This is a genomic window from Streptomyces sp. NPDC002577 (assembly GCF_053594815.1).
This window is the reverse complement of sequence record NZ_JBSFWK010000030.1, coordinates 46796-59627: the sequence shown is the minus strand read 5'-3', so window position 1 is coordinate 59627 and position 12832 is coordinate 46796. Positions and strand designations below refer to the sequence as shown.

9 protein-coding genes and 1 tRNA gene are annotated in these 12832 nt (G+C 68.7%); 5 read left to right on the top strand and 5 right to left on the bottom strand.

Annotated elements, in window-relative coordinates; all coding sequences use genetic code 11:
• Window positions 1–93 precede the first annotated feature (93 nt).
• From hrpA to ACWD4J_RS29595, 3 genes are all read left to right on the top strand, one after another.
• On the top strand, window positions 94–4047 hold the full coding sequence (hrpA, locus tag ACWD4J_RS29605) for an ATP-dependent RNA helicase HrpA (RefSeq protein ID WP_451398504.1): 3954 nt from the start codon (window positions 94–96) through the stop codon (window positions 4045–4047).
• Window positions 4048–4166: 119 nt separating this feature from the next.
• Window positions 4167–4241, top strand: a tRNA-Asp gene (locus ACWD4J_RS29600).
• A gap of 493 nt (window positions 4242–4734) precedes the next feature.
• Window positions 4735–4977, top strand: a complete 243-nt coding sequence (locus ACWD4J_RS29595) for a DUF6274 family protein (protein ID WP_451398503.1) — start codon at window positions 4735–4737, stop codon at window positions 4975–4977.
• Window positions 4978–5555: 578 nt separating this feature from the next.
• Here the strand turns inward: ACWD4J_RS29595 and bldC are convergent.
• Both bldC and ACWD4J_RS29585 read right to left on the bottom strand, forming a co-directional pair.
• Complete coding sequence (gene bldC / locus ACWD4J_RS29590) at window positions 5556–5762, bottom strand: developmental transcriptional regulator BldC (RefSeq protein WP_003949541.1); 207 nt, start codon at window positions 5760–5762, stop codon at window positions 5556–5558.
• A 480-nt stretch (window positions 5763–6242) separates the two neighbouring features.
• Window positions 6243–7085 carry a hypothetical protein gene (locus ACWD4J_RS29585; protein ID WP_451398502.1) on the bottom strand — a complete coding sequence of 281 codons (843 nt, stop codon included), beginning with the start codon at window positions 7083–7085 and terminating at the stop codon, window positions 6243–6245.
• A 188-nt stretch (window positions 7086–7273) separates the two neighbouring features.
• On the opposite strand from ACWD4J_RS29585, the gene ACWD4J_RS29580 reads away from it, so the two are divergent.
• Together ACWD4J_RS29580 and ACWD4J_RS29575 are read left to right on the top strand one after the other, a co-directional pair.
• Window positions 7274–8374: a Leu/Phe/Val dehydrogenase gene (locus ACWD4J_RS29580; RefSeq protein WP_451398501.1), complete on the top strand. Its 1101-nt coding sequence runs from the start codon at window positions 7274–7276 to the stop codon at window positions 8372–8374.
• A 396-nt stretch (window positions 8375–8770) separates the two neighbouring features.
• The gene (locus tag ACWD4J_RS29575; RefSeq protein ID WP_451398500.1) at window positions 8771–9040 is read left to right on the top strand and encodes a DUF3073 domain-containing protein; all 270 of its coding nucleotides are present in this window, start codon (window positions 8771–8773) and stop codon (window positions 9038–9040) included.
• 176 nt (window positions 9041–9216) lie between these two features.
• On the opposite strand, the gene purM is transcribed toward ACWD4J_RS29575, so the two are convergent.
• From purM to ACWD4J_RS29560, 3 genes are read right to left on the bottom strand one after another with little or no spacing between them, the layout of a single operon-like run.
• Window positions 9217–10284, bottom strand: a complete 1068-nt coding sequence (gene purM, locus ACWD4J_RS29570; RefSeq protein WP_451398499.1) for a phosphoribosylformylglycinamidine cyclo-ligase — start codon at window positions 10282–10284, stop codon at window positions 9217–9219.
• 46 nt (window positions 10285–10330) lie between these two features.
• Window positions 10331–11857 carry an amidophosphoribosyltransferase gene (gene purF / locus ACWD4J_RS29565; protein ID WP_451398498.1) on the bottom strand — a complete coding sequence of 509 codons (1527 nt, stop codon included), beginning with the start codon at window positions 11855–11857 and terminating at the stop codon, window positions 10331–10333.
• Window positions 11858–11914: 57 nt separating this feature from the next.
• Window positions 11915–12802, bottom strand: coding sequence for an META domain-containing protein (locus ACWD4J_RS29560; protein WP_451398497.1), 888 nt, complete (start codon window positions 12800–12802; stop codon window positions 11915–11917).
• Window positions 12803–12832 lie beyond the last annotated feature (30 nt).

Genomic DNA, 12832 nt, shown 5'->3' with positions numbered 1-12832 from the left:
AGCCTCCCTGGCCCCCCGCCATCAGCCCCGGCCTGAGCCGCGCCCGGAATAGGTTGGCCGCACGCACGCCCCGGATGCGATCCTGGTCCCCGTATGTCTACGCACCCTGCCTCCGCCCCCACCGCCTTCGCCGAGCTCGGCTCACGGCTGGCCGAGCTGTCCCTGCGTGACGCGCAGCGGCTCGGGCGCCGGCTCGACGGGGCCCGCCGCATCCGCAAGCCGCAGGCGCGGGACGCGGTGCTGGCCGAGATCTCCGGGGAGATCGACAAGGCGGCGGACCGGCTGGCCGGGCGTGCGACCCGGTTGCCGGAGATCACGTATCCCGAATCGCTGCCGGTCAGCCAGAAGCGCGACGCGATCCTCGAGGCGATCCGCGACCACCAGGTGGTGATCGTCGCGGGCGAGACCGGCTCCGGCAAGACCACGCAGATCCCCAAGATCTGCCTGGAGCTGGGCCGCGGCGTGCGCGGCATGATCGGCCATACGCAGCCGCGCCGCATCGCCGCCCGCACGGTCGCCGAACGCGTGGCCGAGGAACTGAGGACGCCGCTCGGTGAGGCCGTCGGCTGGAAGGTCCGGTTCACCGACCAGGTGGACCCCGACGCGACGTTCATCAAGCTGATGACGGACGGCATCCTGCTCGCCGAGATCCAGACGGACCGCGAGCTGCGCGCCTACGACACGATCATCATCGACGAGGCCCACGAGCGGTCCCTCAACATCGACTTCCTGCTGGGCTACCTGGCCCAGCTGCTGCCCCGCCGCCCGGACCTCAAGGTCGTCATCACCTCGGCGACCATCGACCCCGAGCGCTTCTCGCGCCACTTCGGGGACGCCCCGATCGTCGAGGTCTCGGGCCGTACGTACCCCGTCGAGGTGCGCTACCGCCCGCTCCTCGAAGAGGACTCCGACGACGCCGACCGCGACCAGATCACGGCGATCACGGACGCGGTCGAGGAGCTGATGGCGGAGGGCCGGGGCGACATCCTCGTCTTCCTCTCCGGAGAGCGCGAGATCCGCGACACCGCGGACGCCCTGAACAAGAAGAAGTACAGATTCACCGAGGTCCTGCCTCTCTACGCCCGGCTGTCGCACGCCGAGCAGCACCGCGTCTTCCAGCCGCACACCGGCCGCAGGATCGTTCTCGCAACCAACGTCGCCGAGACATCCCTCACCGTCCCCGGCATCAAGTTCGTCATCGACCCGGGCACGGCCCGTATCTCGCGCTACAGCCACCGCACCAAGGTGCAGCGCCTGCCCATCGAGCCCGTCAGCCAGGCCAGCGCCAACCAGCGCAAGGGCCGCTGCGGCCGTACGAGTGACGGCATCTGCATCCGGCTGTACTCCGAGGACGACTTCCTCGCCCGCCCGGAGTTCACGGACGCCGAGATCCTCCGTACGAACCTCGCCTCCGTCATCCTCCAGATGACCGCGGCGGGCCTCGGCGACATCGAGAAGTTCCCCTTCATCGACCCGCCGGACCACCGCAACATCCGCGACGGCGTCCAGCTCCTCGAGGAACTGAGCGCGCTCGACCCCGCCCAGAAGGACGTACGGGGGCGCCTCACCCCGCTCGGCCGCAAGCTGGCCCAGCTGCCCGTCGACCCCCGGCTCGCCCGGATGGTCCTGGAGGCGGACAAGAACGGCTGCGTACGCGAGGTCATGGTGATCGCGGCCGCCCTGTCCATCCAGGACCCGCGCGAGCGCCCGGTCGACAAGCAGGCGCAGGCCGACCAGCAGCACGCCCGCTTCAAGGACGAGACGAGCGACTTCCTCGCGTATCTGAACCTCTGGCGCTATCTGCGCGAGCAGCAGAAGACGCTCGGCTCATCGGCCTTCCGCCGGATGTGCAAGACGGAGTACCTCAACTTCCTGCGCATCCGCGAGTGGCAGGACATCTATACGCAGCTGCGGACCGTCGCCAAGCAGATGGGCATCCATCTGAACGAGGAGGACGCACCCGAGCAGGCCGTCCACGTGTCGCTGATCGCAGGACTGCTGTCCCACATCGGCATGAAGGACGTGAAGGACGGCACGAAGAACGAGTACCTGGGTGCGCGGAACGCGAAGTTCGCGGTCTTCCCGGGCTCGGCGCTGTTCAAGAAGCCGCCGCGCTTCCTCATGTCCGCCGAACTGGTGGAGACGTCCCGCCTCTGGGCCCGCGTCAACGCGAAGATCGAACCGGAGTGGGTCGAGCCGCTCGCACAGCACCTGCTGAAGCACACGTACAGCGAACCGCACTGGGAGAAGGATCAGGCGGCGGTGATGGCGTACGAGAAGGTGACGCTGTACGGCGTGCCGATCGTCGCCCAGCGGAAGGTCAACTACGGGCGGATCGACCCCGAGATCTCCCGCGAACTTTTCATCCGCAACGCGCTCGTCGAGGGCGACTGGCGTACGCACCACAAGTTCTTCGCCGACAACCGCAAGCTGCTCACCGAGGTCGAGGAGCTGGAGCACCGGGCGCGGCGCCGCGACATCCTCGTCGACGACGAAACGCTGTTCGACTTCTACGACCAGCGGGTGCCCGAACACGTCGTGTCGGGCGCGCACTTCGACTCCTGGTGGAAGCACAAGCGCCACGAGGAGCCGGAGCTGCTCGACTTCGAGCGGTCGATGCTCATCAACGAGCGCGCCGGTGACGTGTCGAAGGACGACTACCCGGACAGCTGGCGCCAGGACCGGCTCAAGTTCAGGGTGACGTACCAGTTCGAGCCGGGCGCGGATGCCGACGGCGTGACCGTCCACATCCCGCTCCAGGTGCTCAACCAGGTGACGCCCGAGGGCTTCGACTGGCAGATCCCGGGACTGCGCGAGGAGGTGGTCACCGAGCTGATCCGCTCCCTGCCGAAGCCGGTCCGGCGCCATTACGTGCCCGCACCGAACTACGCCAAGGCGTTCCTGGAGCGGGCCGTGCCCCAGCAGGAACCGCTGCCGGTCACGCTCGCCCGCGAGCTGAAGCGCATGGTCGGCGTCCCCGTCACGGCGGACGACTTCGACTGGGCGAAGGTCCCCGACCATCTGCGCATAACGTTCCGGATCACCGACGAGCGGCGCCGCAAGCTGGCCGAGGACAAGGACCTGGAGACGCTGAGGGTCCAGCTGAAGCCGAAGGCACGCAAGGCCCTGTCCCAGGCCGCGGCCGCCACGGCGGAGCGCTCCGGGGGCAGCTCGCTCGAACAGACCGGCCTCACGGACTGGACGATCGGCTCGCTCACGCGTGTCTTCGAGACGCGCCGGGCGGGCCAGCCCGTGAAGGCGTACCCGGCGCTCGTCGACGACGGCGACACCGTGTCCGTACGCCTCTTCGACACCGAGGCGGAGCAGCAGCAGGCGATGTGGAAGGGCACCCGCCGCCTGATCCTGCGCAACATCCCGGTCAACCCCGCGAAGTTCGCGTCGGAGAAGCTCACCAACGCGCAGAAGCTCGCCCTGTCCGCGAACCCGCACGGCTCCATCCAGGCGCTGTTCGACGACTGCGCCATGGCCGCCGCGGACAAGCTGATCGCCGACTTCGGCGGCCCGGTCTGGGACGAGGAGTCGTACCGCAAGCTCTACGACAAGGTGCGCGCCGACATAGTCGACACCACGGTGCGGACGGTCGGCCAGGTGCAGCAGGTGCTGGCTGCCTGGCAGGCCTGCGAGCGCCGTCTGAAGTCCACGACGAGCCCGGCGCTGCTGGCCAACCTCACGGACGTACGCAAGCAGCTCTCCGCCCTCGTCAGGCCCGGCTTCGTGACGCAGACGGGGCTGCGAAGGCTGCCGGACCTGATGCGCTATCTGGTCGCGGCGGACCGCCGGCTCCAGCAGATGCCGACGAACGTCCAGCGGGACACCACGCGCATGGAGAAGGTCCAGGAGATGCAGGACGAGTACGCCTGGCTCCTCGAGCAGATGCCGCAGGGGCGTCCCGTGCCGCAGGAGGTCCTGGACATCCGCTGGATGATCGAGGAGCTGCGGGTCAGCTACTTCGCGCATGCGCTGGGCACGGCGTACCCCGTCTCGGACAAGCGCATCGTGAAGGCGATCGATGCGGCCGTTCCGTAGCGGTCGTGCCGCCGCCAGGGTGTGACGGCGACGTCGCCCTGCGTGAGTTCGACCGGCGCCCCTGCACTGCTGTACAGTCTCTTCTCGCAGCACAGCGCAGGAAAGTGACTGCGAAACCTGGTCCTGTGGAGCAGTTTGGAGTGCTCGCCACCCTGTCAAGGTGGAGGCCGCGGGTTCAAATCCCGTCAGGACCGCAGATCGAAGGGCCGCATCCCATAAAGGTGCGGCCCTTCCGCGTACCCACCCAAAGCCATCACCAACCGCAGGCCGCGCCCGCGGCGCCAGCCGCAATCAGACACGGCAAATCCCGTCAGGACCGCAGATTGAAGGGCCGCATCCCATGAGGGTGCGGCCCTTCCGCGTACCCACCCAAAGCCATCACCAACCGCAGGCCGCGCCCGCGGCGCCAGCCGCAATCGGACACAGCAAATCCCGTCAGGACCGCAGATCGAAGGGCCGCATCCCATAAAGGTGCGGCCCTTCCGCGTACCCACCCAAAGCCATCACCAACCGCAGGCCGCGCCCGCGGGCCAGCCGCAATCGGACACAGCAAATCCCGTCAGGACCGCATGATCAGGGGCCGTACGCCAAGGGGGTGCGGCCCTTCTCCTTGCCCGCCTGCGTCTTGACTGCGTCACATTCCGCCGGTACTCAGGCAACAGGGAACGTGACCGCAGGAGGTGGCGCATGCCGGTGACCGCCAGGCACGAGACGCGCGCTCTGTTGCGCGCCCATCTGTCGGCCGCCTCGAGCTACCGCCATCTGACGCGCCATTGCCCGGTCTGCCACCAGCTCCTGCGGCTCGCGATGGAGCCCAGAGCGCGCCGCCCCGATGACGGCGCGGGCCGCGACAGCACAGCCGACGAGCCGAGCGACCGCGGCGAGAACGTGAGCGAGCCCGGTGAGGACCAAAGTCCCCCCAGGACGTGACCAAAGCCGGCCGGCCTTCCAGCCGTGGAGTGGGAGGCTGGAGGCATGCCTTCCACGGTGCGCCTCTATAACTCGGGTGACACATCATCAGCAATAGTGGCGACATGTGACGGGTGTCACCAAATGAGTTTTGAGACCACCCTTACTTACACCCCGTCTACAACCACTCAATTTAATATGTGCAATTGCACTGCCCTCTGAGGGCTGTATCGTGCCTCACAGAGGTCTCGCCAAGGGGTCTCACAGTCGCCCCGGGCGGGCGCCTCAGAGGCCGTCCGGGCCGCCCATAGGGCCCCCGAACAGGCGTCCCGCACTCAGGCCGACCACAGCGTGATCACAGGCCGCACTCGGCCCGCACGCAGAGGGCTCACAGACAGAGCGGCGCCGGCGTGAGCCGGGACCCTCCGCACACAAAAAGATCGCGCTGGACCCGGCGGAGTCCAGCGCGATCAACGACGCACCCTGGGGGTGTACTTGGGTGTGGGCCCCGTTGGGGCGGGACCCGCGTCGTGTAGAGCTACAGGTTGGGCGTCGGCCAGATTGGGGGACCGGACCGGAATGCCCGATATTCGGTTGTTTCAGGCCTCGCTACGCTGCTGCGGAATGCCCGCGAGCAGAGCGCGGACCTCGGCCTCGCGGTAGCGGCGGTGCCCGCCGAGCGTGCGGATCGACGTGAGCTTGCCAGCCTTGGCCCAGCGCGTGACCGTCTTCGGGTCGACGCGGAACATCGTGGCGACCTCAGCCGGGGTCAGCAGCGGCTCGGCATCAGGGGTGCGAGCGGTCATGAGCGGCCTCCTCGGGAGAACCGAATCCATCTCGGTTCTTTCCTCTAAATTCTGCACCTTGACCCACGTTGCCCGAAATGAGCGGACGCGAGTCGAGTCGGTTATAGGACGAACGGCTTGTCCTCGGCACTACAACTACACCATCTGTCCAGCCGCGTCGGCCAAACCGATGGAATTGCCCTCCCAGGTGTTCATCAGCGACGGAAGCCGATGGACCATGCCATAGCGGACAGTCACACCACTGTGACGATCAGTCACAGGACGATCAGGAGGCAACAAAACCCCCCCAAACCATGCGATGCCCGGCATCTGACGCAAAGTTGGACAGAAGAAGCCCTCCCCGGACTCCTTGTCCTATTTTGGCACGAGGGGCACCGATGGACGCAAGGTACCTGTAAGTGTGGTCCGTCACGCTTGGGACCAAAGTCCCGGATCGGAACCTACGTCCGGAGCCCCGAACCAGCCACTGCCGTCATGGCGTCAGCTGGCCGACTGCAGGTCCCGTACCGTCCGCCAGCGCTCGACCAGTCGTGCGTAAGCCTCGCCGGCCGCGGCGCCGTCGCCGGCGCGCAGCGCGTCGATGCCCTCGGCCACATCGGCCGCCGAGTGGTCCCCGTCGAGGTGGTCCTCCGGCAGGGCGTGCACCAGGCCGCCGTAGTCGAGCTCGACGAGTGAGCGCGGATGGAACTCTTCGAGCCATCGACCAACATCTACCAGGCCGTCGATCATCGGCCCCTCGTCCATGGCGTCCTTGAGCGCCTTGAGGCCCCGCGCGACGCGCCTGCGCGCCTGCACCATGGGCGTCCGGTAGCGCAGCAGCGGCGGCGCCTCGCCGGACCCCCGCTCGTACTCCCGCTCCTCGTCGGAGACCAGCACGAACCAGTTGAGCGGGACCTGCCACCGTGCGGTGCGGATCCAGGGGCGGGCGTCCGGGTTGCGCTCGAGCCACCGCTCGTAGTCCGCGACCGTCTGGCGGCGCACCACCGGCGGCAGCACCGTGTCCAGGACCTTCGCGGGCAGCTCTCCCGCGAGCTCGCCCATCGCCTGCCAGGCACGCAGCCGGGTGCGCCACGGACAGATGCAGAGCACCCCGTCGACGTCCGCGACGAAGGCGTCGTCGCTCTCGTGCACCGGCACCGCGACGGGCGGGGTGGGCAGCAAGTCGGCCAGGGCACGGCGAAGTTCGTCCTGGTACGAGGGGTGCTCGGGCCGCCGGGCATAGCGCGCCCAGTGGGTGCGCTCCGGCTCGGAGAAGGCGGCCAGCGGTTCGTACACGCGCAGGTAGCACGTGTACGGAACGATCACCGACGACACCTTGGGCACAGCAGCTCCCTCCCCCGCGGGCAGGCGGGAAAACACTGCAAATCGTCCCATGCCCCTACTCCAGGAGAGGGTGATCCTCGGCACTGCGCCCATGGCGGGTGCGTCCGGGCTCTAGGCTCGTGTAACGGGCCCGCCACCCATACGGGACCGGCACTCCAACCGCCGCTACTTACCCAGGAGTCACCACAGTGACCGACGTAACCGGCGCACCTGCTGATGTACTGCACACCCTGTTCCGGACGGACCAGGGAGGCCATGAGCAGGTCGTGCTCTGCCAGGACCGCGCCAGCGGCCTCAAGGCCGTGATCGCCATCCACTCGACCGCCCTGGGCCCCGCCCTCGGCGGCACCCGCTTCTACCCGTACGCGACCGAGGAGGAGGCCGTCGCCGACGCGCTGAACCTCTCGCGCGGGATGTCGTACAAGAACGCCATGGCCGGCCTCGACCACGGCGGCGGCAAGGCGGTGATCATCGGCGACCCCGAGCAGATCAAGACCGAGCAGCTGCTGCTCGCCTACGGCCGGTTCGTCGCGTCGCTCGGTGGTCGGTACGTCACGGCGTGCGACGTCGGCACCTATGTCGAGGACATGGACGTGGTGGCGCGCGAGTGCCGCTGGACGACCGGCCGCTCGCCCGAGAAGGGCGGGGCCGGCGACTCGTCGGTCCTGACCGCGTACGGCGTCTTCCAGGGCATGCGGGCCTCGGCCCAGCACCTGTGGGGCGATCCGACGCTGCGCGGCCGGAAGATCGGCATCGCGGGCGTCGGCAAGGTGGGGCACCACCTCGTGGAGCACCTGCTGGAGGACGGCGCCGAGGTCGTGATCACGGACGTCCGCGAGGAGTCCGTACGCCGTGTCCTCGACAAGCACTCCGGCGGACGCCTCACGGCCGTGTCCGACACGGCCGCTCTGATCCGCACCGAGGGCCTCGACATCTACGCCCCGTGCGCTCTGGGCGGCGCGCTGAACGACGAGAGTGTGCCGGTGCTCACAGCCCGGGTCGTGTGCGGCGCGGCCAACAACCAGCTCGCCCACCCGGGCGTCGAGAAGGACCTCGCCGACCGCGGGATCCTCTACGCGCCGGACTACGTGGTGAACGCCGGCGGCGTCATCCAGGTCGCCGACGAGCTGCACGGCTTCGACTTCGACCGGTGCCGGGCGAAGGCCGCGAAGATCTTCGACACCACGCTGGAAATCTTTGCCCGTGCGAAGTCGGACGGTGTTCCGCCGGCCGCCGCGGCCGACCGGATCGCCGAGCAGCTGATGGCGGAGGCCCGCACGGCACGCTGACGCGTACGGTGCCCCCTCCCGCGAGTGAGCCGAAGGGGCGCGCCGGTGTCGAGAGGGGGAGTGCGCGGAGGCCCGACGAAGGAGGCTGAGCACGGTCCCCCTCTCGACACCGGCTTTGGCGCCCCGGAGGCGAACCGAGCGCAATAAGAGATGCGTGTCACGCTGTCGGCGGGTCGTAGCCCAGGAAGAGGTTAAAATCGCAGTTGACCAGCGAGGACAGGGCGCCTCGTTGGTCCTGTACCGAGGCACGTACTGCGGGCGACGTACCGTATGGCCGCGGAAGCAGGTACCGTTGAAGCCCTACGGACGGGTCTCTCCATGGAGAGCCCGTTCCAGATCATGAACGCGTGTCAAGACTCTGGGGCCGTCGAGCCCCGTCACCGAGGGGGTCGAGCCATGGGGCGCGGCCGGGCCAAGGCCAAGCAGACGAAGGTCGCCCGCCAGCTGAAGTACAACAGCGGCGGGACTGACCTGTCGCGTCTGGCCAACGAGCTGGGCGCATCGACTTCGAGTCCGATTTCGAGCCAGCCGCCGAACGGTGAGCCGTTCGAGGACGACGAGGACGACGACCCGTACGCACGGTACGCGGATCTGTACAACGACGACGATGAGGACGACGAGGACGACGAGTCCTCCGGTCCGTCGTCGCAGCGCCGCGGCGCTTGACCTTGCAGCATTCGCAGTTCTCGTAGCAACTGCACCTCACCCGGTCCGGGGCCCTAGCGCCGGACCGGGTTTCGTGCTGCCTGCGGGCCGGTGCGGGTGGTGTCGCAGCAGGCCCCGGGTGGTACCGCACCGGCAGGCGCTGTACCACCCGGCCACTGCCGGTCGGCTCCGACGGCTCAGGCCGCGTAGTCCCCGACCAGTGCCGCGCCCGTCGTGTGGTCGCCACGGTCCGTGATGGAGCCGGCTACCCAGGCCTCCACGCCCCGGTCGGCGAGGGTGGTGAGCGCCACGTCCACCGACTCCTCGGGGACGATCGCCATCATGCCCACGCCCATGTTCAGGGTCCGCTCGAGCTCGAGCCGCTCGACGTCGCCCGCCTTGCCGACCAGGTCGAAGACCGGGGCCGGGGTCCAGGTGGTGCGGTCGACCACGGCGTGCAGCCCGTCCGGGATGACCCGGGCCAGGTTTGCCGCGAGGCCGCCGCCGGTGATGTGGCTGAAGGCGTGCACCTCGGCGGTGCGGGTGAGGGCCAGGCAGTCCAGCGAGTAGATCTTGGTGGGCTCCAGGAGCTCCTCGCCGAGGGTCCGGCCGAACTCCTCGACCTGCTGGTCCAGGCGCATGTTCGCCCGGTCGAAGACCACGTGGCGGACGAGCGAGTACCCGTTGGAGTGAAGACCCGAGGACGCCATGGCGATGACGGCGTCACCCTTGCGGATGCGATCGGGGCCGAGGAGGCGGTCCGCCTCGACGACGCCCGTGCCCGCGCCCGCGACGTCGAAGTCGTCCGGGCCGAGGAGACCGGGGTGCTCGGCGGTCTCGCCGCCGACGAGGGCGCAGCCGGCCAGCACACAACCCTCGGCGATGCCCTTGACGATGGCGGCGACGCGCTCGGGGTGGACCTTGCCGACACAGATGTAGTCGGTCATGAACAGCGGTTCGGCGCCGCACACCACGATGTCGTCCATGACCATCGCGACGAGGTCGTGGCCGATCGTGTCGTAGACGCCGAGCTGCCGGGCCAGGTCGACCTTCGTGCCCACGCCGTCCGTGGCGGAGGCCAGGAGGGGCCGCTCGTACCTCTTGAGGGCGGAGGCGTCGAAGAGGCCGGCGAAGCCGCCGAGGCCGCCCAGGACCTCGGGTCGCTGGGTCTTCTTCACCCACTCCTTCATGAGCTCGACGGCGCGGTCGCCCGCCTCGATGTCGACGCCCGCTGCTGCGTAGCTGGCACCAGTTGTCTCGGACATGAGAAATGAAAGCCTTCGGGTCGTACAGCTGTCGTGCGCTGCGAGGTTACGGACGCCGGATCGCGTCGGTCGCGGCGGTGGCCGCCGGGCCTGCGGCCAGCTCGGTCTCCAGAAGCTGCTTGCCGAGCAGCTCGGGGTCGGGCAGCTCCATCGGGTACTCGCCGTCGAAGCACGCGCGGCACAGGTCCGGCTTGGCGATGGTGGTCGCCTCGATCATGCCGTCGAGGGAGATGTACGCGAGGGAGTCGGCGCCGAGGGACTTGCCGATCTCGTCGACGCTCATGCCGTTGGCGATGAGCTCGGCGCGGGTCGCGAAGTCGATGCCGAAGAAGCACGGCCACTTCACGGGCGGGGACGAGATGCGGATGTGCACCTCGGCGGCGCCCGCCTCGCGGAGCATGCGGACCAGGGCGCGCTGGGTGTTGCCGCGGACGATCGAGTCGTCGACCACGACCAGGCGCTTGCCCTTGATGACTTCCTTGAGGGGGTTCAGCTTCAGGCGGATGCCGAGCTGGCGGATCGTCTGCGAGGGCTGGATGAACGTACGGCCGACGTAGGCGTTCTTCACCAGGCCACTGCCGAAGGGGATGCCGGACGCCTCCGCGTATCCGACGGCGGCCGGGGTGCCGGACTCCGGCGTCGCTATCACCAGGTCGGCCTCGGCCGGGGCCTCCTTGGCGAGCTTGCGGCCCATCTCGACGCGGGAGAGGTAGACGTTCCGGCCGGCGATGTCGGTGTCGGGACGCGCCAGGTACACGTACTCGAAGACACAGCCCTTGGGCTTCGCTTCCGCGAATCGGGACGTTCGCAGTCCGTTCTCGTCGATGGCGACGAACTCGCCCGGCTCGATCTCGCGGACGAAGCTGGCGCCGCAGATGTCCAGGGCCGCGGTCTCGGACGCGACGACCCAGCCGCGCTCCAGGCGGCCGAGGACCAGCGGGCGTATGCCCTGGGGGTCGCGGGCCGCGTACAGCGTGTGCTCGTCCATGAAGACGAGCGAGAAGGCGCCCTTGACCCGGGGCAGGACCTGGGCGGCGGCGCCCTCGACGGTCAGCGGCTTGCCGTCTTCGTCGGTCTGGCCGGCGAGCAGCGCGGTGACCAGGTCGGTGTCGTTGGTCGCGGCCAGCTGGGTGGCGCGGCCGTTCTCCTTGGGGAGGGCGGCGACCAGCTCGGCGAGCTCCGCCGTGTTCACCAGGTTGCCGTTGTGGCCCAGCGCGATGGAGCCGTGCGCGGTGGCACGGAACGTCGGCTGCGCGTTCTCCCACACCGAGGCACCGGTGGTGGAGTAGCGGGCGTGGCCCACGGCGATGTGGCCCTGGAGGGAGCTGAGAGAGGTCTCGTCGAAGACCTGGGACACGAGGCCCATGTCCTTGAAGACGAGGATCTGGGAGCCGTTGCTGACCGCGATTCCCGCGGATTCCTGACCCCGATGCTGGAGGGCGTAGAGCCCGAAGTACGTGAGCTTTGCGACCTCTTCACCCGGAGCCCAGACACCGAAGACGCCACACGCGTCCTGGGGGCCTTTCTCGCCGGGGAGCAGATCGTGATTGAGTCGACCGTCACCACGTGGCACGCCACCGAGTGTAGGCGAGATCGACCACTGGTCCGAATTCGGGGACAGTGGGACTTCTTACTTTGCCTTTTCCGCACGGGCGGTGAGGGCCTTGCCGGAGTCCGCGGTCAAGGTCAGGACGTCGTGTTCCTTCTCGTATGCGACCTTCTTCCCGTCCAGTATTTCCTTGATCTCGTTCTCTGTCTTCATGACGGGGGCCGAGCACAGCTTGCGGGTGGTCGCCAGGCGGCCGAACTCGATCGTGCCGTCGCTGCCGTCCCTGATGGTGGCCTTGCCGGAGAAGGTGTTGCAGCCGAGGCTTCCGTGCACGGTGCCATCGTTGCCGTCCTTGGACGAGAGGACGAGATACGCCTTGCCGCGGGCGTCCTTCGGCAGGGGTTCGGCGGCGCCGGCGCCCTTTCCGCCGATGAGGGCGTCGACCGTCCAGGTGGTGCCCGTCAGCGGCGGGGCGGGCTCGGAGGTCAGGGTGATGCTGTCCCCGTCGTCGCCGGTCAGGGTGAGGGTCTTCGGCTCGTCCTCCGGTTGCGTGATCGTTGCTTCGAGGTCGCCCCGGAAGATGTGGAGGAACTGCTCCTCGAACTTCTGGACAGGGCCGAGACAGCCCATCGAGGTGCTCGCCACGTCGGAGACACTGACGGTGTCGCCCGAAACCTCCACGTCGGCGCCGATGCTGTTGCAGCCGACCGAGCCTCCGGACTCGCCGCCCGCCTCGCCCGGTTTCGCCGCGCCGGGCTCGAACGTCACATGGGCGTCGTGGGCCTTTTCCGGAAGGGGGATGTCCTTGCCGTCCACCGTGAGCTTCTCCGGAACCCAGCGGATGCCGGCCACCGGTACGTCACCGCCGACCTGGCCGCTGCCGTTGCCGGCCTGGGTGCCGCAGGCGGTCAGGGCGGCCGAGCCGAACAGGCCGACCGCGGCGTACGTCACCTTCATCACTCGTTTCACGGCGATGTGACGTATCCGGCACGGAGCGGG

Coding starts and splice junctions, on each gene's coding strand:
- bldC (WP_003949541.1), bottom strand. CDS start 5,762: ATGACCGCTCGCACCCCTGATGCCGAGCCGCTGCTGACCCCGGCTGAG.
- purM (WP_451398499.1), bottom strand. CDS start 10,284: ATGTCCGAGACAACTGGTGCCAGCTACGCAGCAGCGGGCGTCGACATC.
- hrpA (WP_451398504.1), top strand. CDS start 94: ATGTCTACGCACCCTGCCTCCGCCCCCACCGCCTTCGCCGAGCTCGGC.
- ACWD4J_RS29595 (WP_451398503.1), top strand. CDS start 4,735: ATGCCGGTGACCGCCAGGCACGAGACGCGCGCTCTGTTGCGCGCCCAT.
- ACWD4J_RS29575 (WP_451398500.1), top strand. CDS start 8,771: ATGGGGCGCGGCCGGGCCAAGGCCAAGCAGACGAAGGTCGCCCGCCAG.